26 protein-coding genes are annotated in these 26,993 nt (G+C 60.4%); 13 read left to right on the top strand and 13 right to left on the bottom strand.

Annotated features, from left to right (window positions below; all coding sequences use genetic code 11):
• Nucleotides 1-4 precede the first annotated feature (4 nt).
• From ascF to CWM57_RS07570, 3 genes are all read left to right on the top strand, one after another.
• Nucleotides 5-1,447: a PTS cellobiose/arbutin/salicin transporter subunit IIBC gene (gene ascF, locus CWM57_RS07580; RefSeq protein ID WP_016161696.1), complete on the top strand. Its 1,443-nt coding sequence runs from the start codon at nt 5-7 to the stop codon at nt 1,445-1,447.
• A gap of 26 nt (nt 1,448-1,473) precedes the next feature.
• Nucleotides 1,474-2,898 (top strand): 6-phospho-beta-glucosidase, encoded by a 1,425-nt coding sequence (locus CWM57_RS07575; RefSeq protein ID WP_074387767.1) that lies wholly within the window; start codon nt 1,474-1,476, stop codon nt 2,896-2,898.
• A gap of 180 nt (nt 2,899-3,078) precedes the next feature.
• Nucleotides 3,079-3,387, top strand: coding sequence for a SymE family type I addiction module toxin (locus CWM57_RS07570; protein WP_074387766.1), 309 nt, complete (start codon nt 3,079-3,081; stop codon nt 3,385-3,387).
• Here the strand turns inward: CWM57_RS07570 and hycI are convergent.
• From hycI to hycA, 9 genes are all read right to left on the bottom strand, one after another.
• The gene (hycI, locus tag CWM57_RS07565; protein ID WP_061153555.1) at nt 3,384-3,854 is read right to left on the bottom strand and encodes a hydrogenase maturation peptidase HycI; all 471 of its coding nucleotides are present in this window, start codon (nt 3,852-3,854) and stop codon (nt 3,384-3,386) included. The genes CWM57_RS07570 and hycI overlap by 4 nt on opposite strands.
• On the bottom strand, nt 3,847-4,257 hold the full coding sequence (locus CWM57_RS07560) for a formate hydrogenlyase maturation HycH family protein (protein ID WP_002914887.1): 411 nt from the start codon (nt 4,255-4,257) through the stop codon (nt 3,847-3,849). The genes hycI and CWM57_RS07560 overlap by 8 nt, the downstream gene beginning before the upstream one ends.
• Nucleotides 4,254-5,021, bottom strand: a complete 768-nt coding sequence (locus CWM57_RS07555) for an NADH-quinone oxidoreductase subunit B family protein (protein WP_002914891.1) — start codon at nt 5,019-5,021, stop codon at nt 4,254-4,256. Before CWM57_RS07555 ends, CWM57_RS07560 begins: the two co-directional genes overlap by 4 nt.
• Nucleotides 5,021-5,563 (bottom strand): formate hydrogenlyase complex iron-sulfur subunit, encoded by a 543-nt coding sequence (locus CWM57_RS07550; protein WP_023290793.1) that lies wholly within the window; start codon nt 5,561-5,563, stop codon nt 5,021-5,023. Before CWM57_RS07550 ends, CWM57_RS07555 begins: the two co-directional genes overlap by 1 nt.
• 9 nt (nt 5,564-5,572) lie before the next feature.
• Nucleotides 5,573-7,282: a formate hydrogenlyase subunit HycE gene (hycE, locus tag CWM57_RS07545; protein ID WP_100675853.1), complete on the bottom strand. Its 1,710-nt coding sequence runs from the start codon at nt 7,280-7,282 to the stop codon at nt 5,573-5,575.
• Nucleotides 7,283-7,298: 16 nt separating this feature from the next.
• Nucleotides 7,299-8,222 carry a respiratory chain complex I subunit 1 family protein gene (locus CWM57_RS07540; RefSeq protein WP_046882467.1) on the bottom strand — a complete coding sequence of 308 codons (924 nt, stop codon included), beginning with the start codon at nt 8,220-8,222 and terminating at the stop codon, nt 7,299-7,301.
• 2 nt (nt 8,223-8,224) lie between these two features.
• Nucleotides 8,225-10,051, bottom strand: a complete 1,827-nt coding sequence (hycC, locus tag CWM57_RS07535) for a formate hydrogenlyase subunit 3 (protein WP_100631368.1) — start codon at nt 10,049-10,051, stop codon at nt 8,225-8,227.
• Nucleotides 10,048-10,656: a 4Fe-4S dicluster domain-containing protein gene (locus CWM57_RS07530; protein ID WP_100631367.1), complete on the bottom strand. Its 609-nt coding sequence runs from the start codon at nt 10,654-10,656 to the stop codon at nt 10,048-10,050. Before CWM57_RS07530 ends, hycC begins: the two co-directional genes overlap by 4 nt.
• An 82-nt stretch (nt 10,657-10,738) precedes the next feature.
• Nucleotides 10,739-11,188: a formate hydrogenlyase regulator HycA gene (hycA, locus tag CWM57_RS07520; protein WP_100675852.1), complete on the bottom strand. Its 450-nt coding sequence runs from the start codon at nt 11,186-11,188 to the stop codon at nt 10,739-10,741.
• A gap of 209 nt (nt 11,189-11,397) precedes the next feature.
• Between hycA and hypA the strand changes: the two genes are divergently transcribed.
• The 6 genes from hypA to flhA all read left to right on the top strand — a co-directional run bounded on the left by hypA (nt 11,398) and on the right by flhA (nt 17,266).
• Nucleotides 11,398-11,742 carry a hydrogenase maturation nickel metallochaperone HypA gene (gene hypA / locus CWM57_RS07515; protein WP_100675851.1) on the top strand — a complete coding sequence of 115 codons (345 nt, stop codon included), beginning with the start codon at nt 11,398-11,400 and terminating at the stop codon, nt 11,740-11,742.
• Between the two features lie 3 nt (nt 11,743-11,745).
• Nucleotides 11,746-12,618 carry a hydrogenase nickel incorporation protein HypB gene (gene hypB / locus CWM57_RS07510; RefSeq protein ID WP_008806186.1) on the top strand — a complete coding sequence of 291 codons (873 nt, stop codon included), beginning with the start codon at nt 11,746-11,748 and terminating at the stop codon, nt 12,616-12,618.
• Nucleotides 12,609-12,881 carry a HypC/HybG/HupF family hydrogenase formation chaperone gene (locus CWM57_RS07505; RefSeq protein WP_022064696.1) on the top strand — a complete coding sequence of 91 codons (273 nt, stop codon included), beginning with the start codon at nt 12,609-12,611 and terminating at the stop codon, nt 12,879-12,881. Before hypB ends, CWM57_RS07505 begins: the two co-directional genes overlap by 10 nt.
• Nucleotides 12,881-14,002, top strand: a complete 1,122-nt coding sequence (gene hypD, locus CWM57_RS07500) for a hydrogenase formation protein HypD (RefSeq protein WP_100675850.1) — start codon at nt 12,881-12,883, stop codon at nt 14,000-14,002. Before CWM57_RS07505 ends, hypD begins: the two co-directional genes overlap by 1 nt.
• Nucleotides 13,999-15,009, top strand: a complete 1,011-nt coding sequence (hypE, locus tag CWM57_RS07495) for a hydrogenase expression/formation protein HypE (RefSeq protein WP_008806188.1) — start codon at nt 13,999-14,001, stop codon at nt 15,007-15,009. The genes hypD and hypE overlap by 4 nt, the downstream gene beginning before the upstream one ends.
• 184 nt (nt 15,010-15,193) lie before the next feature.
• Nucleotides 15,194-17,266, top strand: coding sequence for a formate hydrogenlyase transcriptional activator FlhA (gene flhA, locus CWM57_RS07490; RefSeq protein ID WP_008806189.1), 2,073 nt, complete (start codon nt 15,194-15,196; stop codon nt 17,264-17,266).
• A gap of 53 nt (nt 17,267-17,319) precedes the next feature.
• On the opposite strand, the gene CWM57_RS07485 is transcribed toward flhA, so the two are convergent.
• The 4 genes from CWM57_RS07485 to CWM57_RS07465 form a co-directional block, all read right to left on the bottom strand.
• Nucleotides 17,320-18,720, bottom strand: a complete 1,401-nt coding sequence (locus CWM57_RS07485) for a glycoside hydrolase family 1 protein (RefSeq protein WP_016161704.1) — start codon at nt 18,718-18,720, stop codon at nt 17,320-17,322.
• 50 nt (nt 18,721-18,770) lie between these two features.
• Entirely contained in the window at nt 18,771-20,963 is a 2,193-nt protein-coding gene (locus CWM57_RS07480; RefSeq protein ID WP_100675849.1) for a CBM35 domain-containing protein, read from the bottom strand.
• Nucleotides 20,964-20,975: 12 nt separating this feature from the next.
• Nucleotides 20,976-22,313 (bottom strand): maltoporin, encoded by a 1,338-nt coding sequence (locus tag CWM57_RS07475; RefSeq protein WP_008806192.1) that lies wholly within the window; start codon nt 22,311-22,313, stop codon nt 20,976-20,978.
• Between the two features lie 262 nt (nt 22,314-22,575).
• Nucleotides 22,576-23,847 carry a PTS sugar transporter subunit IIC gene (locus CWM57_RS07465; RefSeq protein WP_100675847.1) on the bottom strand — a complete coding sequence of 424 codons (1,272 nt, stop codon included), beginning with the start codon at nt 23,845-23,847 and terminating at the stop codon, nt 22,576-22,578.
• Nucleotides 23,848-24,024: 177 nt separating this feature from the next.
• On the opposite strand from CWM57_RS07465, the gene CWM57_RS07460 reads away from it, so the two are divergent.
• From CWM57_RS07460 to CWM57_RS07445, 4 genes are read left to right on the top strand one after another with little or no spacing between them, the layout of a single operon-like run.
• On the top strand, nt 24,025-24,339 hold the full coding sequence (locus CWM57_RS07460; protein WP_002914979.1) for a PTS sugar transporter subunit IIB: 315 nt from the start codon (nt 24,025-24,027) through the stop codon (nt 24,337-24,339).
• A gap of 9 nt (nt 24,340-24,348) precedes the next feature.
• Nucleotides 24,349-25,671 carry a PTS cellobiose transporter subunit IIC gene (locus tag CWM57_RS07455; protein WP_004145789.1) on the top strand — a complete coding sequence of 441 codons (1,323 nt, stop codon included), beginning with the start codon at nt 24,349-24,351 and terminating at the stop codon, nt 25,669-25,671.
• A gap of 23 nt (nt 25,672-25,694) precedes the next feature.
• Nucleotides 25,695-26,009, top strand: coding sequence for a PTS lactose/cellobiose transporter subunit IIA (locus CWM57_RS07450; protein WP_100631361.1), 315 nt, complete (start codon nt 25,695-25,697; stop codon nt 26,007-26,009).
• Between the two features lie 50 nt (nt 26,010-26,059).
• Nucleotides 26,060-26,974, top strand: a complete 915-nt coding sequence (locus CWM57_RS07445) for an ROK family protein (RefSeq protein WP_012540756.1) — start codon at nt 26,060-26,062, stop codon at nt 26,972-26,974.
• Nucleotides 26,975-26,993: the final 19 nt, after the last annotated feature.

The raw sequence follows: 26,993 nt of genomic DNA, 5'->3' as shown, positions 1-26,993 counted from the left end.
TCCGATGTCGAAAAATTATGCAGCCCTGGCGCAACAGATAGTCGCGGCAATCGGCGGAGTCGATAACGTCGCCGCCGTGACCCACTGCATGACCCGTCTGCGCTTCGTGGTCAAAGACGACGAAAAGGTCGATAGCCCCACCCTGAAAGGCCTGACCGGGGTACTCGGCGTTGTGCGCAGCGATAACCAGTGCCAGGTGATCATCGGCAATACCGTTTCCCAGGCCTACCGCGAGGTGGTGAATCTGCTGCCTGGCGACCTGCGCCCGGCTGAGCCGCAGGGCAAAGCGCCGCTGACCCTGAAACGCATCGGCGCCGGGATCCTGGACGCGCTGATCGGCACCATGTCGCCGCTGATCCCGGCGATTATCGGCGGATCGATGGTCAAGCTGCTGGCGATGATCCTCGAGATGAGCGGCGCGTTGCCGAAAGGCTCACCGACGCTGACCCTCCTGACGCTTATCGGCGACGGCGCGTTTTTCTTCCTGCCGCTGATGGTGGCCGCCTCCGCGGCGGTGAAATTCAAAACCAATATGTCGCTGGCTATCGCCATCGCCGGGGTGCTGGTGCATCCCGGGTTTATCGAATTGATGGCCAAAGCCGCCCAGGGCGAACACGTTGAATTTGCCTTTATTCCGGTTACCGCGGTGAAATACACCTACACGGTGATCCCGGCGCTGGTGATGACCTGGTGCCTGTCGTATATCGAGCGCTGGGTGGATCGCATTACCCCGGCGGTGACGAAAAACTTCCTTAAGCCGATGCTGATCGTGCTGATCGCCGCCCCGCTGGCGATCCTGCTGATTGGCCCGCTGGGCATCTGGATCGGTAGCGCCATTTCCGCGCTGGTGTATACGATCCACAGCTATCTCGGCTGGCTGTCGGTGGCGATCATGGGCGGGCTGTGGCCACTGCTGGTGATGACCGGGATGCACCGCGTCTTTACGCCAACCATCATTCAGACCATCGCCGAAACCGGCAAAGAGGGCATGGTGATGCCATCGGAGATCGGCGCCAACCTGTCGCTGGGCGGATCGTCGCTGGCGGTGGCGTGGAAAACCAAAAACCCGGAGCTGCGCCAGACGGCGCTGGCCGCCGCGGCATCGGCGATTCTGGCCGGGATTTCCGAACCGGCGCTGTATGGCGTGGCGGTGCGCCTGAAGCGCCCGCTGATCGCCAGCTTAATCAGCGGCTTTATCTGCGGCGCGGTGGCGGGAATCGCCGGTCTGGCCAGCCATTCGATGGCGGCGCCTGGGCTGTTTACCAGCGTGCAGTTTTTCGATCCAGCCAATCCGATGACTATCGTCTGGGTATTTGGCGTGATGGCGCTGTCGGTGGTGCTGTCGTTTGCCCTGACGCTGATCCTCGGCTTTGAAGATATTCCCGTTGAACAGGCCGCTGCCGACGCCAGAGCGCGCCAGGCCCGGGCCCAGGCATCCCACGCCTGAACACACAATTAATAATGAGGTAATGCATGGCGAGTTTCCCACAGGGATTTTTATGGGGCGGCGCACTGGCCGCCAACCAGTCTGAAGGCGCTTATTTTGAAGGCGGCAAGGGGCTGACCACCGTGGATACCCTTCCCCACGGCGCCCACCGCCTGCCGGTAAAATTAGGCCTGGAGAAGCGCTTTACGCTGCGTGAAGACGAGTTTTACCCCAGCCATGAGGCGATCGATTTTTACCATCGCTATAAAGAAGATATTGCCCTGATGGCCGAGATGGGGTTCAGCGTCTTCCGCACCTCCATCGCCTGGAGCCGCCTGTTCCCGCGCGGCGACGAGCAACAGCCGAATCCGCAGGGCATCGCCTTCTACCGCTCACTGTTTGAGGAATGCAAAAAGCACGGTATTGAGCCGCTGGTCACGCTGTGTCATTTCGACGTGCCGATGCACCTGGTGATGGAGTACGGCTCCTGGCGTAACCGCAAAATGGTGGATTTTTTCAGCCACTACGCCCGCACCTGTTTTGAGGCCTTTGACGGGCTGGTGAAGTACTGGCTGACCTTCAATGAAATCAATATCATGCTGCACAGCCCCTACTCCGGCGCCGGGCTGGTGTTTGAAGAGGGAGAAAATCAGGAGCAGGTGAAGTACCAGGCCGCGCATCACGAGCTGGTGGCCAGCGCGCTGGCGACAAAAATCGCCCATGAGATTAACCCGCAGAACCAGGTCGGCTGCATGCTGGCGGGCGGCAATTTCTATCCTTACTCCTGCAAGCCGGAAGATGTGTGGATGGCGCTGGAGAAGGACCGCGAAAATCTGTTCTTTATCGACGTCCAGGCGCGCGGCGCCTATCCGGTGTGGGCCGCGCGGGTGTTCCGGGAAAAAGGGGTCACGATTGCGAAACAGCCGGGCGATGACGAGATCCTAAAAAACACCGTCGATTTCGTCTCCTTTAGCTACTACGCGTCGCGCTGCGCCTCGGCGGAGATGAACGCCAGCAACACCAATGCCGCCAACATCGTCAAGTCGCTGAAGAACCCGCACATCCCGGCCAGCGAGTGGGGCTGGGGCATCGACCCGCTGGGCCTGCGCATCACCATGAACATGATGTATGACCGCTATCAGAAACCACTGTTCCTGGTGGAAAACGGGCTTGGCGCTCGCGATGAGATCGACGCCAATGGCGACATCAATGACGACTATCGCATCAGCTACCTGCGCGAGCACATCAGGGCCATGCGCGACGCTATCGGCGACGGCATTCCGGTGCTGGGCTACACCAGCTGGGGCTGCATCGATCTGGTCTCAGCGTCAACCGGCGAGATGAGCAAGCGCTACGGCTTTGTCTATGTCGATCGCGACGATGCCGGCAACGGCACGCTGGCGCGTAAGCGTAAAAAGTCATTCTTCTGGTACCAGAAGGTGATAGCCAGCAACGGCGCCGATCTCGACTAAGCCCCCTCGCCCACACGCGCCCATTTCCCGCGATAAACGGGGATGGGCGTCTGCTTTCTGTTGCATCCATTACATGCTTTTTTCTCGAGCCTGATTCCAGTTTCTGGTTTGCCTCCTGTTCACAATAACTGGTATTTTATACAGTACTTTTACAGGGGTATTTTCAGCAAGGAGCACATCATGAGCGCACAGCACCCTACCGCAGCCAGAGGGATAGCCAGGGCCATTCGCCAGTTAACCGTGGGATATGTCAGAAAACGCCATGAGGACCGCAAAACACGGGAGACACGGCGCTACACCCGCCACGCAGCCCTGAGCCTGAACGGCGACTGGCTGGAGCAGGCGGGGTTTCCGGTCGGCACGCAGGTCAGAGTCTCGGTGTCGCCCGGGAAATTAGTGATAGAGAATCTTGAGCTGGCGCCGCCGGGAACGGGGCTCCCGGCCGGTCAGTCGTGCGCCGGCGGAGAGCCCGGTTCGCCGCTGGGTTAATCGTCTTCAGCCTCCAGCCGGGCAAAGCCGCCCTGGCCCTGCCAGCCTGCCAGCTGCTGGTACACCCGGGCAACGGCCTCTTTTACCGGCTGGGTCATCGGATAATAAAAACCGACGATATCCGGCTGAATGCCGAGGAAGATCACCTCGCCGACGTCCTCTTTCAGCTGATCGACCAGATAGTTGAGCGGCATGTTATGGGTGGTCATCATAAACATCTCGGCGATATCGTCGGGATCGATGACGCGAATGTCGCCGGGGTTGAGGCCCATATCGGTGGCATCGACAATCAGCAGGCGTTCGGGGCGTAATTCGCGGATCGCCACGATGTCGTTTTCCGGCGCGCTGCCGCCGTCGATGACCACCCACTGGCCGGCCGGGTTCGCCGCGCACATCTCCGCCAGCAGCGGGCCGGCACCGTCGTCGCCCATCATGCTGTTGCCAACACAGAGTAAAACGTCAGTCACGTAATCTCCTCACCATCAGATAGATGGCGCTCTCCTGGTGAATATCATGCAGCATGCTGAGCAGGGTTTTGCTCCACGCCTGCTGCTGCGGGGTCTGCGCGGACTGCGCTTTATCAAAGGCGTTGGCCAGCATCGCCACATGGCTGCTGTCGATGACGATTTCGCCATACTTCGGCACGCCCTCCATTTTGCGCCGCGCGGCGCTCCCGGCTTCAAGGGTGGCGATCCATGCCAGATACGCGTCCCACGGGCAGCTTAACGCCGCCTCCAGACAGTCGATGACGCCGAGGTGGTGGCCAATCGCCAGGCTGTAATAGACCACCTGCTGCGCCTGATCCGGCGTGGCGTCGTTCTCATCAATAAATTTACGGCTCAGCTGACTGAACACCACCGTCTCGCTCATCGGATACGCGCCCCCTCGACCACCTGGTTGAGATGGGTGACGATCTCGGTCAGACGCGGATCTTTCTCCGCCTCCAGCCAGCGCAGCACCTGACTGTCGCCCTGGCCAAGCAGACGCATATAGTCGTCAGCAATCTGCCGGCCATAGCGATAGCCCGCCAGACGCCGCGCTTCGCGATCGATGCGCACCCGCAGGGGTTGCACCATATCGGCATGCAGCAGCTCGGTCGGCTGTTCGTCGAGCTCGCCCGGCAGACGGGCGTGAATTTTCTGCTCCAGCAGGCCGAGCGCCATGGCGAAGCCGTACAGGGTAGCAGCGGGCGTCGGCGGGCAGCCCGGAATATAGACATCGACCGGTACGATTTTATCAGTGCCGCCCCAGACGCAGTACAGGTCGTGGAAGATGCCGCCGCTGTTGCCGCAGGCGCCGTAGGAGATACAGATCTTCGGATCCGGCGCCGACTGCCAGGCGCGCAGCGCCGGGGAGCGCATGGCGCGGGTCACCGCGCCGGTAAACAGCAGAATATCGGCATGGCGCGGCGAAGGCACCACCTTAATGCCGAAGCGTTCAGCGTCGAACAGCGGCGAAAGGGTGGCGAAGATCTCGATTTCACAGCCGTTGCAGCCGCCGCAGTCGACGCGGTAGACGTAGGCCGAACGTTTAATCTTCTTCAGCAGCGAGGCCTTCATGCTGGCGATGGATTCATCCACCGTCATCGGCACGGGAATGCCGTTTTCATCGCGCGGGCCAAGTAATGTACTCATCAGCTGGCCTCCCTCATATGGCGGGTTAGTTCAATACGATCGGACGGCACCAGGCATTTCTGGCGCTTGCATTCCGGGCAGGTTTCGAAGCTTTCACGGTGCAGCTCGGCGCGGGTATCGCCGTTATGCTTGAGCAGCGCGATGGCGTAGTCGATCTCCTTCTGCACCGCGAACGGACGCTGGCACTCCCGGCAGTGGCAGATAGCAAAGCGCGACTGCTGGAGGAAATCCTCTTTCTTCCACACCGCCAGCTCATACTCCGGCGACAGCTTAATCGCCGCCGTCGGGCACACCTCTTCACAGCGGCCGCAGAAGATGCAGCGCCCGAGGTTGAACTGCCACGCCAGCTGGTTAGTGGCCAGATCGGTCTCGACCGTCAGGGCGTTCGACGGGCAGGCGTTCACGCAGGCCGCGCAGCCGATACACTGCTGTGGATTGTGCTCCGGTTTGCCGCGGAAGTTTTTGTCCACCGGCATCGGCTCCAGCGGGTAGGCGTGCGTCGCGGTGCCGGTCTTAATAACTTTTTTAATAAAGGTAAACATGGCGATTCCTTATTTCAGCGGCGAGTTTTTACGCTCGATGCTGTAGCGCTCCAGCTCTTTGTACGGCACCACTTTGCTCTTCTTCTTGCGTACGTCGACAACGGTCATGCGGTCGGTACAGGAGTAGCACGGGTCGAGGCTGCCGATGATCAGCGGCGCATCGGAAACGGTGTTGCCGCGCAGCATATAGCGCAGGGTCGGCCAGTTGGCGTAGGTCGCCGCCCGGCAGCGCCAGCGGTACAGTTTCTGGTTGTCGCCGGTCATGCTCCAGTGGATATCGTCGCCGCGCGGCGCCTCGGAGAAGCCCAGTGCGAAGCGGTGCGGAATATAGGTGAACCCTTCCACCATCAGCGGGCCGCCCGGCAGGTTATCGAGACCGAAATCAATCATATTCAGCGCGGTATAAACCTCGTTGATCCGCACCTTGAGGCGAGATATCACGTCGCAACCCTGCTCGCTGTGGACTTCCATCGGCAGCAGGCCGTAGCCGACAAACGGGTGGTCGGCGCGGGTGTCGCGGGCGTGGCCGCTGGCGCGCACCATCGGGCCGACGTTACTAAAGTCGCGGGCGATTTCCGGATCCAGACGGCCAATACCGACGGTACGCTGTTCCATATTCGGCGTGCTGAGCAGCATATCCACCAGCTCCTGCACGTCTCGGCGCATCTGCTGCGCCAGCTGACGGGTCTGGATCATGTCCTCTTTCAGCAGGTCGCGGCGGATCCCGCCGATCAGGTTCAGGCCGTAGGTTTTACGTGCGCCGGTGAGAATTTCCGCCATCTTCATTGAGGTTTCGCGCACGCGGAAGAACTGCATAAAGCCGGAGTCAAAGCCGGTAAAGTGGCAGGCCAGACCGAGGTTCAGCAGATGCGAGTGCAGGCGTTCCACCTCCAGCAGAATGGCGCGGATCATCTGCGCCCGCTCCGGCACCACGATGCCCATCGCGTTCTCCACCGAGGTGGTGTAAGCGGTACTGTGGGCGAAGCCGCAGATGCCGCACACCCGGTCCGACAGAAAGGTCACTTCGTTATAACCCATGCGGGTTTCCGCCAGCTTTTCCATCCCGCGATGGACGTAGAACAGGCGGTAGTCGGCGTCGATAATGTTCTCGCCGTCAACGAACAGGCGGAAGTGGCCAGGTTCATCAGAGGTGACGTGCAGCGGGCCGATCGGCACCACGTTGTTTTTCTTGCTGCCGAGCTCGTTAATGAACTCGTAGGTTTCCGCGTCGGTGGTCGGCGCCGGACGCTGGCGATAGTCCATGCTGTCTTTGCGCAGCGGATAGAGTTCGTCCGGCCAGTCGTCCGGTAGCACCAGACGACGTTCGTCCGGCAGGCCGACCGGCACCAGGCCGTACATATCGCGCACTTCGCGCTCGCCCCACACCGCCGCCGGGACACGCGGCGTCACCGACGGGTATTCCGGTTTGTTGGCATCCACTTCCACGCGCACGGTGATCCAGCATTTGGTGCCCTGCTCCATCGACAGCACGTAATAGACCGCGTAGTGGCCGTTCAGCTTACGTTCATCGTTGCCGAACAGCACCGACAGCCAGCCGCCCTGCTGGTAGTAGAGAAACTCCACCACTTCCGGCAGGTAGTTGACCTTCACGGTGAGGGTTAACTGGTCTTTGGTCTGCCAGGCTTCGTCCAGCACCACGCCCGGAAAGGCCTGGTGCAGCGCCGCAAGATAGTGTTGACCGATTTTTTCTTCAGACATGCTCAAACTCTCTTAATCACGCCACCAGCAAGGAGACGAAAGCTAAAAAGGCAAAACCAAACCCGGCCCAGGTGACGCGGGAGGTGGCACAAAAACGCAGACGCGCCATGCTGTTTTCAAACAACGCGATAATCAGCACCCCGACCACCAGCTTGACGACGGCGACCACCAGCGCCAACAGCAGGCCGCCGACGCTGAAGCTGGTCATCTGGCCCCACGGGAAAAAGACCCCGACAAACATCTGCAGCACCACCAGCTGTTTGAGGCTGATGCCCCACTTCAGGATGCCAAAGCCGCTGCCGCTGTATTCCGATAGCGGGCCCTCCTGCAGCTCCTGCTCCGCTTCCGCCAGATCGAACGGCAGTTTGCCCATCTCAATAAAGGTGGCGAAGGCGCAGGCGCACAGCGCCAGAATCAGTGGAATGCTGCGCGCCGCCGGCCAGTGGTAAAGGGTATCGGTGATGGTGCTGATATGGGTCGAGCCGGCGACCTGCGCTGCCACCCACAGGCCCAGCAGCAGGATCGGCTCCACCAGCACGCCAAGCATCGCTTCGCGACTGCTGCCCAGCGCGGTAAACGGGCTGCCGGTGTCCAGACCAGAAATGGCAAAGAAGAAACGGGCGATGGCGAACAGGTAGATCAGGGTGATGAGATCCCCGAGCACCGGCAGCGGAGAGTCCACCGTCACCACCGGCAGCGCGGTGGCGATGGTCAACATCACGCCCACCATGACGTACGGCGTCAGGCGGAACACCCAGCCCGAGGCGTCAGGACCCACGCTCTGGCGGCCCAGCAGTTTCAGGATATCGCGATACTCCTGCAGTACCCCCGGTCCGCGGCGGTTATGCAGCCGCGCGCGGGCGACGCGAACGATCCCGGACAACAGCGGCGCGACGGCAAACAGCACCAGCGCCTGTAGCAATGCAATTAACAAACTCATTCTCAGGCTCCTCGCGAAATGACAATCACCACCAGCACCGCCAGCTCAACCAGCGCGATCCCGCGCAGCAGCGCTGGCGCCGAGGCCGATTGCCAGCCCGGCACCAGACGCACCGGGTTTAGCCAGTGGCGCAGCTTCAGCAGCGGCGCAAAGGCTTCTTTCACCGGCATGGCGAAGCCGTGGGCCGTCACCACCATCGACTGCTCATGGTCATAACCGCAGACCCACGCCGCGCCGCGCGAGCGCGCCGCCAGGCGATCGCCTTTAAAGAAGATCATCAGCAGGAACGGCAGCAGCGGGCAGGCGATAAGCAGCAGCGCGATCATCGGCTGCGATACCACGCTCGACACCTGGGCCTGCACCGGGAAGGCGCCGCTCACCAGCGGCAGCAGCCACGGTGCGGCGATGCCGCCAACGAGGCAGAAGACCGCCGCCAGCACCACGCTCAGGGTCATCAGCCAGGGAGCGCAGGTGGCGTTTTCCGCCTCTTTCGTCCGCGGCGCGCCGAGGAAGGTCACGCCATAGACTTTCGCCATACACATCACCGCCAGTGCGCCGGTGATCGCCAGGCCGACGGCCAGCAGCGGCCCCAGCAGACGGCCAATAAACAGATCGCCGGTGCTCATTTTGAAGAAGGACTGATAGATAACCCACTCGCCGGCGAAGCCGTTCAACGGCGGCAGGGCCGCCATTGCCATCAGCCCCACCAGCATGGCGAGGGAGATCAACGGCATTTTTTTACCGATGCCGCCCAGCTTCTCGATATCGCGATGGCCGGTGCGGAACCACACCGCCCCGGCGCCAAGAAATAGCGTGGTTTTGAACAGGCTGTGGTTAATCAGGTGATACATACCGCCGATAAAGCCCAGCACCATCAGCGTGCTGTTGCGGGTCGCCACGCCGGTGACGAAGGCGCCCAGACCCAGCAGGATAATGCCGATGTTCTCCAGGGTGTGATAGGCCAGCAGACGCTGAATGTTATGCTCCATCAGGGCATACAGCCCGCCGATGAAGGCGGTGATCATCCCCAGCGCCAGCAGCATGACGCCCCACCACAGCGGCGGCACGCCGCCGGCCAGCGAGACGGTCAGCATGCCGTACAGACCGACCTTCATCACCACGGTGGAAAACAGCGCGGCGGCCGGCGCGCTGGCCCCGGCGTGAGCCTGCGGCGCCCAGCCGTGCAGCGGGATCGCCCCGGCCAGCAGGGCGAACCCCACCAGTCCCGGCAGCCACAGCAGCGGGTTCTGCATCATATCCACTGCCTGGAGGTTGATCTGCGCCAGCTCGAGGGTGCCGTAGGTCGACCACACCAGCCAGCAGGTCCAGGCCATCAGCAACGTGCCGAGACGCCCCAGGGCAAACCACAGCTTACCGGAAGCGGCGCAGCCGGTGAGAAACGCCGCGCAGAGCGCCATGATCTCCGCCATCACCACCAGCGAACCGATATTGGTCACCACCACCGCGCAGGTGGCGGCGGCCAGCAGCAGGTTGACCAGCAGGCCGTTGGCCTTCACCTGCGGATGGCGATGCCAGCTAATGTTAAACAGCGACACCGGCAGCGCCGACAGGCCGATGGCCAGCAGCCACAGCGCGTTGACACCGCCCACCCGCATCGTCAGATGCAGAAACTGCAGCATGCCGCCGTGGATCCGTTCCGGCATCAAGAGCGCTGCGCCGCCGGCAACCACCAGCATGGCGCTGGCCACCGCGCCGCCGATCCCGGCAATAGCGCCGCTGAGCGGTTTACGCATGGCAAACACAAAGGCCAGCACGGCGCTGGCGGCGTACCACATCACCGCCTGATTGACTAATCCCATTACACTCATTCCCTCTCCCCCTGTTGCGCCTGGAACATCGACAAGTCGCCAAGGTCGGTATTAAAGGTCAGCTGGCGTTTACGCTTGCTGGCCTGGGCGATATCCCGGCTATCCACCAACAGCAGCGCGTTGGTCGGGCAGGTCCGCACGCAGGCCGGGCCCTGGTCATCGAAGTGGCAGAGGTCGCATTTCACAGCAATGGCGCGCACGCCGGGCACCCAGTCGAGCAGCGAGCTGACGCGGGCCGGCGCCGGCGGCGCGGGGGGGGCCAGCCGGGTATTGGCATTCGCCGGGATATCCAGCGGGCGGCTGCCGGAAAATTCAATGGCGCCGAACGGGCAGGCAATGCCGCACAGTTTGCAGCTTACGCACAGGCTCTCGTTGAGCTGGACGGCGCCATCGACGCGCTGGATGGCGTTAACCGGGCAGACGGCGGCGCAGGGGGCATCTTCGCAGTGGTGGCACATCTGCGGTGCCGATTCTTTTTCATTACGCATCACCTGCAGCCGCGGCATAGCCTGCAGGCCGTGCTGGCGATGCGTCTCAGAGCAGGCGGCTTCGCAGGTGCGGCAGCCGATACAGACAGTGGAGTCAGCAATTACAAAACGGTTCACCGGGTCATCCTCGGGTGAAAGTCATTTTTGACGAAATCAGGTTGCGCAGGTGTCATTTTCGACACGTGTCGACACCTCGCGATCAGTGGGTCAGGGCCAGATGGCTTAAATCCACCGGTTGGTCTTGCTCCATGGCGTCATACAGACGGTCATAGACGGTGGCGATAATCGCCAGATAGTGCTCCAGCACCTGGTCGCGGGAGCGGTTGCTGATCCGCCCGTCCACCGTGCCATCTGCCGCCAGCGTGGCCTGAGCAATCAGGTGCTTATCACCGCCGCCTTTGTTTTCGACGTAGTATTCGATGGTGTGGCTGTTAAAGCCTTCCGCCAGCGCGACAAACACCTGAAAATGGCCGAACAGCACGAAGCACAGCTCTTTATCCGGCGCGCAGCTCATCGCATGATGCAGGCGGGCCTTCGACAGGGTGATCCCCTGAACCAGCGAGTTACAGTAGATGTGCCACTGTTCCTGCTGTTGCCGGTGACGGTCGGCGATGTAATCCGCCTTTTCACTTATTTCCCAAATAGTCATATCGGTTTCTCCGTAGCATGAGATGCACCCTTTAAGCATTTTTCATGCCAGGTTTTATTTAATTGATTTAACTATGTTTTTGTATTCATCCCTGCCGACGCGACATGTCGATGACAGCCCCGGGGCGTCGACATCGACATCGACGGCCACGACGATTTCGTTCTGGCATAGTTATTGCATATAAGGCGCATCGCGATACGGAGGCGACTATGCACGAAATCACCCTCAGCCAGCGGGCGCTGGAAATTATTGAACAACAGGCGCAGCAGGCCGGCGCGCGACGGGTGACCGGCGTGTGGCTCAAGGTCGGCGCATTTTCCTGCGTGGAAGCCAGCGCCCTGACCTTCTGCTTTGAGCTGGTCTGCCGGGGCACGCTGGCGGAGGGGTGCGAACTGCATATCGCCGAACAACAGGCTGAATGCTGGTGCGAACGCTGCCAGCAGTATGTCCAGCTTGTCTCGCAGCACGTCCGCCGCTGCCCGCTCTGCAATAACGACCAGCTACAGATCGTGGCGGACGACGGCTTACAGATTCAGCGTTTAGAACTGGAGTAAACTATGTGTACAACATGCGGCTGTGGCGAAGGCAACCTCTATATTGAAGGAGACGAACGAAACCCGCATTCCGCGTTCCGCAGCGCCCCCTTCGCGCCCGCCCCACGCCAGACGATGACCATCACCGGTGTCAAAACCGATCACTTCGCCCCCACCCGCACGCCAGAGGGCGACCTGCATTACGGCCATGGCGAAGCTGGGACTCACGCCCCGGGGCAGAGCCAGCGGCGGATGCTGGAAGTGGAGATCGACGTGCTGGATAAAAACAACCGTCTGGCGGCGCGCAACCGCGCACGCTTTGCGGCGAAACAGCAGCTGGTGCTGAATCTGGTTTCCAGCCCCGGCTCCGGTAAAACCACCCTGCTGACCGAAACCCTCACCCGGCTGAAAGGACGCGCCGACTGCGCGGTGATTGAAGGCGATCAGCAAACGGTCAATGACGCCGCCCGCATTCGCGCCACCGGCACCCCGGCGATTCAGGTCAATACCGGGAAAGGCTGCCATCTCGATGCCCAGATGATCGCCGACGCCGCCCCGCGCCTGCCGCTGGCTGACCACGGCATTCTGTTTATCGAAAACGTCGGCAACCTGGTCTGCCCGGCCAGCTTTGATCTTGGCGAACGCCATAAGGTGGCAGTGCTGTCGGTCACCGAAGGCGAAGACAAGCCGCTGAAATATCCACATATGTTTGCCGCCGCCAGCCTGATGCTGCTCAACAAAGTCGACCTGCTGCCGTATCTCAATTTCGACGTTGAGAAGTGCCTGGCCTGCGCCCGTGAGGTCAATCCGCATATTGAGATTATTCTCCTCTCGGCCACCAGCGGCGAAGGCATGGAGCAGTGGCTCACCTGGCTGGAGACGCAGCGATGTGCATAGGCATTCCGGGACAAATTTGCGCCATCGACGGCGTGCTGGCGAAGGTGGAAGTCTGTGGCATTCAGCGCGACGTCGACCTGACGCTGGTGGGCGCCGTTGACGAGCAGGGTCAGACGCGTCTCGGCCAGTGGGTGCTGGTGCACGTTGGGTTCGCCATGAGCGTGATCAATGAAGCCGAAGCGCGCGACACTCTCGAGGCGCTGCAAAATATGTTTGACGTGGAGCCGGACGTCGGCGCCCTGCTGTACGGCGAGGAGCGATAATGCGTTACGTTGACGAATACCGCGCCTCCGAGCAGGTCATGCAGCTGGTGGCCCATCTTCAGCAGCGTGCCCATCTGCTGCCGCACACCGCCGCGCGACCGCTGCGCATTATGGAGGTCTGCGGCGGCCATACCCATGCCATTTTTAAGTTCGGTCTCGACCAGCTGTTGCCGGAGAATATTGAATTTATTCATGGGCCCGGCTGCCCGGTATGCGTCCTGCCGATGGGGCGTATCGACGCCTGCATTGAGATCGCCAGCCGCCCGGGGGTGATCTTCTGTACCTTCGGCGACGCCATGCGCGTGCCAGGTAAAAACGGCTCGCTGCTGCAGGCGAAATCCCGCGGCGCCGATGTCCGCATCGTTTACTCGCCGATGGACGCCCTGCGGCTGGCGCAGCAAAACCCGCAGCGTGAGGTGGTCTTTTTCGGCCTCGGTTTCGAAACCACCATGCCCGCCACCGCCCTCACCCTGCGTCAGGCGCGGGAGCGCAACGTCGATAACTTCTACTTTTTCTGCCAGCACATCACCCTGCTGCCGACCCTGCGCAGCCTGCTGGATCAGCCGGACAACAGTATCGACGCCTTTCTCGCCCCGGGCCACGTCAGTATGGTGATCGGCACCGAAGCCTACGGCTTTATCGCCAGCGACTATCATCGTCCTTTAGTGGTCGCTGGTTTCGAACCGCTTGATCTACTGCAAGGCGCGGTGATGCTGGTTGAGCAGACAATAGCGCAGCGCAGCGATGTGGAAAATCAGTACCGTCGCGTGGTGCCGGATGCCGGCAACCCGCTGGCGCAAGCGGCGATGGCCGACGTCTTTCGCCTGGATGGCGACAGCGAATGGCGCGGCCTGGGGGTCATTAGCGACTCCGGCGTGCAGCTTACGCCAGCCTATCAGCGCTTCGATGCCGAGGCGCATTTCCGCCCGGCGCCGCAGCGCGTGTGCGACGACCCGCGGGCCCGCTGCGGCGAGGTGCTGACCGGCCGCTGTAAACCGCACCAGTGCCCGCTCTTCGCCCGCACCTGCAATCCGCAAAGCGCCTTTGGCGCGCTGATGGTCTCCTCAGAAGGGGCCTGCGCCGCCTGGTATCAATATCGCAGTCAGGAAAATGAAGCATGAAAAGCGTCCAGTTAGCCCACGGTAGCGGCGGTCAGGCAATGCAGCAGCTGATCGGCGACCTGTTTATGCAGGCCTTCGCCAACCCCTGGCTGGCGGAGCAGGAGGATCAGGCGCGCCTCGATCTGGCGGCGCTCGCCGCCCAGGGGGACCGCCTCGCCTTCTCCACCGACAGCTACGTGATTGACCCGCTGTTCTTTCCCGGCGGCAATATCGGCAAGCTGGCCGTCTGCGGTACCGCCAACGATGTGGCGGTCAGCGGCGCCATCCCCCGCTATCTTTCCTGCGGCTTTATTCTCGAAGAGGGGCTGGAGATGGCCACCCTGGAAGCGGTGGTCGCCAGCATGGCCGACACCGCCCGGGCGGCAGGGATCGCCATCGTCACCGGCGACACTAAAGTGGTGCCGCGCGGCGCGGCGGATAAGCTGTTTATTAACACCGCCGGCATCGGCGCCATCCCGGCGGACGTTCGCTGGGGGACGCAGCAGATTAGCGCCGGTGATGTGCTACTGGTCAGCGGCACGCTGGGGGATCATGGCGCCACCATCCTTAACCTGCGCGAGCAGATGGGGCTGGACGGCGCGCTGTCCAGCGATTGCGCGGTGCTGACGCCGCTTATCCAGACCCTGCGGCCACTGAGTGGAGTGAAAGCTCTGCGCGACGCCACCCGCGGCGGGGTCAATGCCGTCGCCCATGAGTTCGCCGCCGCCAGCGGCTGCGGCATCGAACTGCAGGAGGCAACGCTGCCGGTCAACGATACGGTGCGCGGCGTCTGCGAACTGCTTGGGCTGGACGCCCTGAACTTCGCCAATGAAGGCAAACTGGTGCTCGCCGTCGCCCGCGAGGCCGCGGAAAACGTGCTAGCGCATTTGCGGTCTCACCCACTGGGACGCGATGCGGCGATAATCGGCGAAGTGGTCGACCGCCCGGGCGTGCGTTCCGTTGGGCTGTACGGCGTGAAGCGTACGCTCGATCTTCCCCACGCCGAGCCGCTGCCGAGAATTTGTTAACGACGGCGTCGGGTCCCGGATAGCGGCTGGCGCCTTATCCGGGCTACAAAACTGCGCGCACGTAGCCCGGCTAAGCGCAGCGCGAGCCGGGGTTAAAGCGGCAATAACCGCTTTATTAACATACTATTATTTGTACCATCATTTTCTTATGCGCCACGTTGTCGGCGCGTTTTGGACGTAAGCAATGTCGTATACACCGATGAGCGATCTCGGCCAGCAGGGGCTGTTCGATATCACCCGGCTTTTATTACAGCAGCCCGATCTGGCCGCGCTGAGCGAAACTCTCACCCGCCTGGTGCAACAGTCAGCGCTCGCCGACGAGGCGGCCATCATCCTGTGGAACGCGGGTAACCACCGCGCGGCCAGGTATGCCTGCGATGAAGCCGGCCACCCGGTGAGCTACGAGGACGAAACCGTGCTCGCCCACGGTCCGGTGCGCCGCTTACTCTCCCGGCCGGATGCCCTGCATTGCGACCACGAGACCTTTGCCGACACCTGGCCGCAGCTTATCCGCAGCGGGCTCTATCGTCCGTTCGGGTACTACTCGCTGCTGCCGCTGGCGGCTGATGGGAGGATCTTCGGCGGCTGTGAATTTCTGCGCCGTGACAACCGGCCGTGGAGCGAGAAAGAGTTCCAGCGGCTGCATACCTTCACGCAGATCGTCGCCGTCGTCACCGAGCAAATTCAGAACCGGGTCAGCAATAACGTCGATTACGATCTGCTGTGCCACGAGCGCGACAACTTTCGCATCCTGGTGGCGATCACCAACGCGGTGCTCTCACGCCTGGATATCGACGAGCTGGTCAGCGAGGTGGCGAAAGAGATCCATCGCTACTTCCGGATCGACGCCATCAGCGTGGTGCTGCGCAGCGACCGCAAAGGGAAGCTCAACATCTATTCCACGCATTATCTTGACGCCAGCCATCCCGTCCACGACCAGAGCGAGGTGGATGAAGCCGGTACCCTCACCGAGCGCGTGTTCAAAAGCAAAGAGATGCTGCTGCTCAACCTGCACGAGCATGACACCCTCGCGCCGTATGAGAAAATGCTCTTCGAGATGTGGGGCAATAAGATCCAGACCCTGTGCCTGCTGCCGCTGATGTCCGGCAATACCCTGCTCGGGGTGCTGAAGCTGGCGCAGTGCGACGAACAGGTCTTCACCACCACCAATCTCAAGCTGCTGCGGCAGATCGCCGAGCGGGTATCGATCGCTATCGATAACGCCCTCGCCTACCGCGAAATTCAGCGCCTGAAAGAGCGGCTGGTGGATGAGAACCTCGCCCTCACCGAGCAGCTCAATAATGTCGAGAGCGAATTCGGCGAGATCATCGGCCGCAGCGAGGCGATGAACAATGTGCTCAAACAGGTCGAGATGGTGGCGCACAGCGACAGCACCGTGCTGATCCTCGGCGAAACCGGCACCGGTAAAGAGCTTATCGCCCGCGCCATCCACAACCTCAGCGGGCGTAACGGTCGACGGATGGTGAAGATGAACTGCGCCGCGATGCCCGCCGGGCTGCTGGAGAGCGATCTGTTCGGCCACGAACGCGGCGCGTTCACCGGGGCCAGCGCCCAGCGTATCGGCCGCTTCGAGCTGGCGGACAAAAGCTCCCTGTTCCTTGATGAAGTGGGCGATATGCCGCTGGAGTTGCAACCTAAACTGCTGCGTGTCCTCCAGGAGCAGGAGTTCGAACGTCTGGGGAGCAACAAGCTGATCCAGACCGACGTCCGGCTGATCGCCGCCACCAACCGCGATCTCAAGCAGATGGTTATCGACAGGGAATTCCGCAGCGATCTCTACTATCGGCTCAACGTGTTCCCCATCCACCTGCCGCCGCTGCGCGAACGTCCCGACGATATTCCGCTGCTGGTGAAGGCCTTTACCTTTAAAATCGCCCGCCGCATGGGGCGCAACATCGACAGCATTCCGGCGGAAACCCTGCGCACCCTGACGCGGATGGAGTGGCCGGGCAACGTGCGCGAGCTGGAAAACGTTATCGAACGGGCGGTGTTACTCACCCGCGGCAACGTACTGCAGCTCTCCCTGCCGGAGCGGGAGATCGTGGAAGTTCCTCGAACGCCGGCGGTCCTGCCTGAGGAAGGTGAGGATGAATATCAGCTGATCGTCCGGGTGCTGAAGGAGAGCAACGGCGTGGTGGCCGGGCCGAAAGGCGCCGCCCAGCGGCTGGGGCTCAAGCGCACCACGCTCCTGTCGCGCATGAAGCGGCTGGGTATTAATAAAGACGAACTGGTGTAACCTCGTGCGCTCCCCCTTTCCGCGCCGGTGAGAGGGAGCGCTGGCGCAGCGCGCTATTTATCGCTGGTAAAACCGTTGCTGGTCGCCAGTTCGGCAAACCACAGCGCATTGCGTTTTATCTGTCGCTCGCCGGTCTCCAGATCCAGTCGCCAGAAGCCGTAGCGTCGTTTGAAGGCATTGATCCACGACCAGTTGTCGATAAACGTCCACTGGTGTACGCCAAAGCAGTTCGCGCCGTCGGCAATGGCGCGGTGCAGCTGCACCAGATGCTCCTCCATCAGCTGGATGCGGAAATTATCGTCTATCACCCCGTCCGCCCCGGGCTCTCCCTCTGATTGTCGATCCATCGCGATGCCGATTTCCGCGAGATACCACTTAATGTTGCCGTAGTTATCGCGAATATTGGCGGCAATGTCATAGATCGCCTGCGGCAGGATCTCGTTGTTATCACGATAGGGATTAAAGCGGCCCTGCGGGTTCACCGCGTTTTCGAAATAGTATTCCGGGGTGAAATAATCGAGATCATATTCGCCCTCACGCGCTTTTACCCGCCGCGGCACGTAATAGTTCACCCCAAGAAAATCGATATCCGCGCTGAGGATCAACGCCACGTCGTCTTTGCTGGTCGTCGGCAGGCAGTCGTGGGCGGCGAGGATCTCGCACAGCGCTTTGGGGAATTCATGTTTTACCAGCGGGTCAAGGAAGCTGCGGTTAAAAAACAGGTCGGCATACCCGGCGGCTTTTTTATCCGCGTCGCTGTCAGTGAGGGTATAGCTCGGGGTCAGGTTGAGCACCACGCCGATCTCGCCCGCCAGCGCCAGTTCACGATAAGCCGTTACCGCTTTGGCGTGCGCCAGCATAATGTTAAACGCCACCTGCGCCGCCAGCCGGCCATCTTTCTTACATGGATAGTGGAAGTCGTACAGGTAGCCTCCCTCAACCGGCACAATCGGCTCGTTGAAGGTTATCCAGTATTTAACCTTATGGCCAAACAGGCTAAAGGCGGTGCGGGCAAAGCGGGCAAACAGCTCGGCCACGTGCGCCGATTCAAAGCCGCCGTACTGTTTCTGCAGCGCTTCCGGCATATCAAAGTGGTAGAGATTGATCATCGGCTCAATGCCGTTGGCGATCATCTCATCGAGATAGGCGTGATAAAAACGCACCGCGTCCGGGTCCGGCGCACCGGTTTCCAAATCAGCGATCAGTCGTGACCACTGAATTGAGGTGCGAAACGAGTTGAAGCCGGTCTGTTTCATTAGCGCCACGTCCTGCGGATACTGATGATAAGTATCACATACGGTTTGCGGCCCTACCTGCTGATAAAATCGCTCCGGTTGTTCGGCAAACCAGCTATCCCAGATGGAACGATGGCGCTTATTGGTGACCCCTTCCGTTTGCGGGCCGGACGCCGCCGCCCCCCATAGAAACCCTTGCGGAAACTGATATTGCTGCATAACCTCTCCTTCGAAAAAAGGCTGCGCCCGTCTGGCGCAGCCTGAACGTACTACTCTGCGACCACTTCGATCGATTTAATGAACATATAGCCCCAGTCGCCGGCGAAGCGGCCGAAGTCAATCTGATTAGTCCCCGCGTTAAGCGTCACCGGTATCCGCAACTGCTGGCCCTGCTCATCCGTCTGCGGGAAGGCCACGGCCTGCGGAGCGCCCCCGTTGACGACAAATGAGTTCTGCTTACCGCCCCATTTGCCGTTGAAGGTTACATTGAGCAGGAACTGACCGCTCCACGGCGCCTGCACCTGCCAGCTGACCTTATCCCCCTCGTTGGCGAATGGGCCGAGGAAGCCGTCCTCGCCAACTGTCAGCGCGTCTTTATCACTCTTCATCACCGTCAGCCGCCCCTCAGCCACGCCATAAACTTCGCCCTGATAACGACAGAAATCCGCTGGCGCTTTCCCCGCCGCTTCGCCCACCGTCACGGTCACGGTTTTGCTGCTTTTCAACAGCCCATCGTCCGCCGTGAACGTCAGCGCATAGGTACCTGGCGCCGTAAACCAGGCCCGGGTTTGAGCCCGATCGGCATGGCAAAAATGCACCTGGCCATCGCCGGCGTGCTGCCAGCCCACCTTAACCTCTCGCGACGGCAGGCCATCGTCCTGCCAGCTGGCCGTAAGCTCGACGCCCTGGTCCTGCGTGGTGGTTAGGGCCGGTTCCAGCGTGACAACCGGCGGCTGATTCTCCTCGCTATGCTGCACGCTAATCACATTGGAAGGAGCCGAACGGCCGCTCTCGTTTTTCGCTGTCACCCGGTAGTAGTACGTATGCCCGAGCTGAAGCTGACGATAATCGTCGCGGAACAGAACCATGGTTTCCGGATTCCATTCGTTAACGCCATCGGAGATATCCCGGCCCACCACCGTCCACGGCCCGGTCGGCGAGGCGGCGCGTTCGACATCGTAGCTGCGTCCCACCGCGGCTCCCATCCAGTTGATCGCGAAGGGCGAGGTGGTCTCGCGCAGCAAAGGCGCGTCCGGCTTCGGCAGCGGCGCCATCGTCTGCTGCCCGGCCATCTGCGCCGCGGCCGTGCGCACCAGATCGACCACCGCCTGCTCCTGGTTCGCTTCGCCTTCTTTGGCAAACCCCGGCAGGTGGTAACTGTAGTGCCCGGTCGACTCCTTATGCCAGTAGAAGCCGCCGTCGTGACGATGGCCGCGGAAGCCCCAGATAAGCCCGCCGGCGGCTTGCGCCCCGTTGACGTCGCTGTGAACGATCGACTGCATAATGGCGTTCAGTTGATCCGCCGGCAGCAGGCCAAACTCGCCGACGAGATAGACTTTTTGCCCGCCGACGGCGCGCAGATCCTGCGTCACCTGCCCGGGATGGTTATTATCGGCATTGGTGTAATAGTGATTGCTGACGATATCTACATTGGGGTCGGTCAGCGCAAAGGAATTGATTTTCTTATAGGTGCCATCCACCACCAGCTGATGAGGGGCCCATTTTTTAATCCACGCCGCGGTCTGATGCAGGAAATCGGCGTTGGTATCCTCCAGCTCGTTACCGGTTTCCCAGGCCATGATCGCCTTTTCATCATAATAGGCGCGGCCGGTGACAGTATTTGTCCGGGTGATAACCTGGCGGATCACATCCAGATAGGCTTTGAAGGTCTTGCTATCGGTCCGATAAAAGTCTTCCGCTTTTTCGTGGTAGAACGCCGCCAGCTGCTCACGCCCGCCCCACCACCACCAGTGGTCAATAAACGGCAGGATCAGTCGCAATCCCTGTTTATCCGCTTCGGCAATCATGTTGTCATACACCCGCATGGCTTTCTCATTCAGCCGCGGCATGCCGTCCGCCGTTTCCGGCGCCAGAATATGGGTCTCGCGCCCGCAGGCTTTATCAAACTCCTGCTGCACCGACAGCACGTAGACGCGCTGGGCTTTCGCCCCGGTTTGCACCATCGCCTGGATCCAGTTTTGCTGCTCCTGCGCCGTTGGCCATTTAAAGTATTGTCCCCAGCCGCGCGGGTCTGCTCTGCAGGGGCCGCGGGCGTCGTCTTCAATGCGGTGCAGCTCCGGCGCGTGGATCCCGGCGAAACGAAACACCTTGTCGCCGTCCTTGAGGGTGGCGCCGTCGCGAGTGATAAAGTGCGTAAAGTGCGAGCGCTCGGCGGCCAGCGCCCCGCCGGCCCCCAGCGCGGACAGCAGCCCCATCAGCAGCAGGTTTTTCATCGGCTTCATCGTTGTCTCTCCTTAGAACCAGACCTCGGCCTGTACGCCGAAGTTAACGGTGTCGGTAGAGCCACTGCGGGAATACCCGCCGGCGGTGATGGTATTGGTATCCCAGTTGTAGTTGCCGTCCAGCGCATCGGAGACACCTTTATCCCACTTCGCGTAGGTGACGAAGAAGCGCAGCTGCGGGCGTGCCCAGAAACCGGAGTCAAAGGTCAGGGTTGGCGCAACGGTGACTTTGGTCAGGCCGCCTTTGCCTTTGCCGTTTACCCCTTTGTAGTTTTTGTCATCCAGGTATTCGTAGCCCAGCTCGTACTGCATGGCAAAGTTGCGGGTGATCTGATGATAAGGGCGGATACCGGCGACCCACATCGAGCGTCCCCAGCCATGGTCATCTTCCGTCCACCAGCGGTAGTTTTTATCTTTCTGCCAGAAAGCGAAGGTCGAGATCTCCAGGTCGCCCATCGAGGCCACGCTATCCAGCACCACTCGCCAGGACTGAGTGTTTTCCAGGTTGGCCCAGCCCCAGCCGTTTTTACCCAGCGAGTCACCCGCCGCCAGCCCTTTCCCGTACTGCAATGCGAGGCGGGAGTAGCCTCCGGTCAGGCCATAGAAACCGTCAAAGTTATAAATACCGGTCACGCCATAGCCCTTCTCGGCGGAAGTCGGATGGTTTTCGTTACGGTTCATATGGTGGCCGATCAGCTCCAGATCGAAGCCTGTCCCCGCGATCTTTTTCAGCCACAGGTTGAGGGAATAGTCATCCGGGTAGCCCTGATCTCCCTTATCCACCGGGTAGGCTTTGGTTTCATCGGTGGGTGAAAAGGCGTACACCCCGGCGTCGAAGCGGGCGAAGCCGAGATCCATGTTGTCGAAGCCGCCGCCGGTGCCGTTGTACTGAATGTACTCCCAGTCGAACTGATGGCTGGAGGTGTTGGAGCTGCTGTAGCGCTTACCGGCCCAGAAGGTCATCTCCGGCGCAAAATCCAGATTGCTCAGCTCGGCGAACCCTTCACGAAACTGTACGTCATGGCCATCGTCATCCTGACAGTTCCAGTCGGAGGTGCATTTCGACTGGTGAGTGAGGTTGGCCTGCACTTTCGCCACCACGCCGCTGTCCGCCGTCAGCGTCACGGTGGGGATCAGTTCGATCTTGGTGTCTTCTTCGTTGCCCAGTCGCCACTTACCGTCCGGCATCAGGCCGACGGAGTCCGCGCGGTTGCCATCGGAGTTCGCCAGGATCCCGGAGCGGATATAGCCATGCAGCGCAAAATCATACTTCGGATCGGCGCAGGCCAGGCTGCTGGCCCCTGCCAGCGAGAGGAGAGCCAGAGGTATTGAATGTTTCAGCTTTATCATTATTTTTTTCCCACGTTATGTTTGTTAACACGAACCGATAACGGAGGGGAAATTTACGGATCAAAAATGGAAATGTACATCCACCAACGGAAAGCGCTTTCCATAATTGCCTATCTGGTTCACAAAATTCGCTCTGCGACGAATATATTCGTGAGACTGATCACATAAAATAACAAGAATGCCGCCGGGAGCGGGCAGCAGAGCGGAAGGAGGAGCAGGTGAATGAGTGCCGCCGGGGGATAAGCCGCCCGACGGCGAGGGGTCAGCGTTCGGTTTCCGCGAGCTGGCGTTCGTACACTTTGAAGAAGGGGCGATAGAGCATCCAGGCGTTAAACATCGCGAACAGGCTCATGCACAAATTTTTCCAGCTACCGTTCGCCGCCCATGCTGCCCCCAGCGGGGAAGGCATCGACCATGGCAGCATCGCCACCGCGCGGTCGAGGATACCAAGCTGAGTTAAATACCATGCGATACAGGCATTTATCAGCGGAACAAAGAGAAACGGCAGTAAAAAAACCGGGTTCATGATTACCGGAAAACCAAACAGTATTGGCTCGTTGATATTAAACAGCGACGGCAGCAGGCCAATTTTTGCCACGCTTTTCAGCTGCCGCGAGCGGCTGCGCATCGCCATCAGCACCAGCGGCAAAGTGGAGCCAATACCGCCGATCAGCAGGTAAAAATCCCAGAACCCCTGCAGATAAATATGCGGCAGCGTTGGCGAACCCGCCGCCAGCGCCTGCTGATTTTCAAACAGATAGGTCATCCAGAACGGGTTCATGATCCCGGTAATAATCAGCGCGCCGTGGATACCAATAAACCAGAGTAAGTTACAGATAAATAAAGAGATAAGTACCGCCATCAGCGTGTCGGACGCCAGCACCAGCGGCCGCACTGCTTCGCTGATTAACTCCGGTACGATGCGTCCGGTGGTCTGTAGCAGTATGGCATTCATCACGCTTATCGACAGCATCACCACCAGCAGCGGGATCAGCAGTTGAAAGCCATTGCGGGTCATCAGCGGCACTTCATCAGGCAAGCGAATACACCAGCCTTTTTTGTAGAAAAAGCGAATTATCTCAATGGAATAGGTGCTGGATATCAGGGCGGTAAATATCCCCATGCCGCCGAGATAAACATTGCTCACCGCAGTCTCGCGAAAGCCGATAAACAGCAGAAAAGCCAGACACCCGGTTAAACCGCAGAGCCGTTCCGGCAGACGGTACTGCTTGGCGAGACTGGCGCTGGCGCCGAAGGCCACAATCAGCGCCACCAGGCCAATGGTTAGCTGAAAGGTCGGCAGCAGGATAGGCCGCAGCAGCAAATAGACCTGGCCGAAACGCGAGGCGCCATCGATGGAAACGGGCGGAAACAAAATGGGCACCAACAGGCTGCCAACAATCACAAAGGGCATCGCCAACGCAAAGCTATCGCGCATCGCCGTAATGTGGTTGTTGCGCGTCAGAACATTCGCCAGCGGCGCCAGCCGCTGCTCGATGATGTCCACGGCCACATTCATTAACTGAATGTTCATACTCCTACCTTTGCGAATGGTTGTCTCGCCGGGATGATCGCCCACAACACCGGAAAGTGAAAGCCTGCCATAGGTGATCATGGTCACAATTAATAAATCCACAAACGGAAAGCGCTTTCCGTAATGCATCCATTTTGACTATAGTCCGCTCATCCAACCTCATCAGGAGCGGTACTTATGAAAAAAATAATGTTGTGTTGTTCGGCAGGCATGTCCACCAGCCTGCTGATGAAAAAAATGATTGCCGAAGCCGAACAGCGGGGCCTGCCGGTAGAGATCAATGCCTATGGCGTAGCGGAGTTCGCCGAACAGGTTGGCCATTATCAGGTGGTGCTGCTGGGGCCGCAGGTGAAATACATGCAGCAGGATCTGCAAAAACAGGCGGATAAATACGGTATCCGCGTCGAACCCATCAATATGATGGACTACGGCATGCAAAAAGGCGCCGCGGTCCTTGATTTCGCCCTTTCCCTCATCGAAAACAAGAACTAAGGAAAGATCATGAGCTCTCTGTACGCTAAATTGATCGATGTGATCGAACGGCAGATCACGCCGCTGGCCGGCGCGATCGGCCAGCAAAAATACGTGACCTCGATCCGCGACGGCTTTATCACCGCCCTGCCCTTTATGATCGTAGGCTCGTTTTTGCTGGTATTTATCTTTCCGCCGTTTTCTCCGGATACGACGTGGGGCTTTGCCCGCGCCTGGCTGCAATTTTCGCTCGATCATCGCGATGCGCTGATGCTGCCGTTCAACTTCAGCATGGGGGTGATGACCCTGTTCATTGCCGTCGGGATCGCCGCCAGCCTCGCCAAACACCATCACCTGGACTCGCTGACCGCCGGGATGCTGTCGCTGATGTCGTTTCTGCTGGTCGCCGCGCCGCTGAAAGATGGCCAGATCTCTACGGCCTACTTCTCCGGTCAGGGGATCTTCACCGCCATTCTGGTGGCCATCTATTCCACCGAGCTGTACGCCTTCCTCAAGCGGCATAACATCACCATTCGCCTGCCGCCGGAAGTGCCTGCCGGTGTGGCGCGTTCGTTTGAAATCCTGATCCCGGTGCTGGCGATCATTCTGACCCTGCATCCGCTGAACCTATTTATCGAGGCTCAGCTGGGGATGATCATTCCGGAAGCGATCATGTCGCTGGTCAAACCGCTGGTCGCCGCCTCCGATACGCTGCCGGCGATCCTGCTGTCAGTGCTGGTCTGTCAGGTGCTGTGGTTCGCCGGGATCCACGGCGCGCTGATCGTCACCGGGATCATGAACCCGTTCTGGATGGCCAACCTGTCGGTCAATCAGGCGGCCATGGCGGCAGGTACCGCTATCCCGCACATCTATGTCCAGGGCTTCTGGGATCACTATCTGCTGATCGGCGGCGTCGGCTCCACCCTGCCGCTGGCGCTGATGCTGTTGCGCAGCAAGGCCGTGCATCTGCGGACGATTGGCCGGATGGGGGTCGTGCCGGGGGTATTCAATATTAACGAACCGATCCTCTTCGGCGCGCCGATCATCATGAACCCACTGTTTTTCCTGCCGTTCGTGCTGGTGCCGATGGTCAACGCGACCCTGGCGTACTTTGCGCTGAAGCTGGATCTCGTCAGCCGCGTAGTGTCGATGACGCCGTGGACAACGCCGGCCCCCATCGGCGCCTCATGGGCGGCGAACTGGAGCTTTAGCCCGGTGATCCTGTGCCTCATCTGTATGGCCACCGCCATGGTGATGTACCTGCCATTTCTCAAAGCTTACGAAAAACAGCTGCTGGCCCAGGAGCGTGAAAACGCCGTCGGCCAGGCTGACAACGCGGCGCAAACCGCTTAACGCTAACGATTCAGAGGATAATCATGGAATTAGAAGAACAGGTGATGGGGATCATCATCAACGCCGGTCAGTCACGCAGCCTGTGCTACGAAGCGCTGCAGGCCGCCAAAGCGGGTGATTTCGCCACCGCCGACGCCAAAATGCAGGAAGCGGCTCACTATTCCCGCGAGGCGCACCTTGTGCAGACCCAGCTTATCGAAGCTGACGAAGGCGAGGGAAAAACCAAAATGACGCTGGTAATGGTCCATGCTCAGGATCACCTGATGACCTCCATTCTGGCGAAAGAGCTGATTGCCGAACTGATAGCGATTTACCGCGCGCAACCGCTTCACGCCTAGCGCGTTCCCCGGCCAGGCGCGCTGGCCGGGCCTGATTCCCCGAGGTCACTATGTTACATCTTGGAATAGATATTGGCGGCACCAAAATGGAAGCCGTTCTGCTGGATCCGGCGGGCGAATGCGTCCAGCGCCTGCGTCGGCCGACCCACAAAGAGAGCTATGACGCCTTTATGCGTCAGCTGCTGACCCTGATTGCCGACATTCGCGCGGTCAGCCCGCAGCCATTCACCCTGGGGATCGGCCTGCCCGGGGCTATCGATCCGCAAAGCGGGCGCATTAAAAACTGCAACTGCCTGGTGCTCAACGGCCACGATCTGCGCCGGGATATCATGCAGCAGCTTGGCCAGCCGGTGTGGATGGCAAACGATGCCGACTGCTTCACCCTTTCGGAGGCGGTGGATGGCGCCGGCGCCGGGGCCTCCACCGTCTTCGGGGTGATTATCGGTACCGGCTGCGGCGGCGGGATCGCCGTTCATCAACAGCTGCTCAGCGGCCCCAACGCTATCGCCGGGGAGTGGGGGCATAATCCGCTGCCGGGCTATACTCCTGAGCGCGATGGTCCGCCGCAGCCCTGCTACTGCGGCAAAACGAACTGCATCGAAAGCTTTCTCTCCGGCACCGGCTTCGCCCGCCGCTATGGGGAACAAGCCCGTGCGGAAGCCATTGTCGCCGCGGCGCAAAACGGCGATCCGCGCGCGCTGGCCCACTGGCGACACTTTATCGATGCCTTTGCCCGTAGCCTGGCGTCGGTGATCAATATTCTCGACCCGCAGGTGATTGTGCTGGGCGGCGGTCTGTCCAACGTCAGCCAGATCTATCGCGATCTGCCTGCCGCCATCGTGCCGTGGATCTTCTCCGACACCTGCCGCACGCAGATCAAACCGGCCCGCTTCGGCGACGCCAGCGGCGTGCGCGGCGCGGCCTGGCTGCCCCGTCTGCCCGGCGCCGCGGACGGGCAGCGGTAGACACTTTTTTCAGCAGGTA

Source organism: Klebsiella sp. G-Nf4 (assembly GCF_002810615.1).
In the GTDB taxonomy this organism is placed as follows: domain Bacteria; phylum Pseudomonadota; class Gammaproteobacteria; order Enterobacterales; family Enterobacteriaceae; genus Klebsiella; species Klebsiella variicola.
This window is presented reverse-complemented; position numbering and strand designations above follow the sequence as displayed.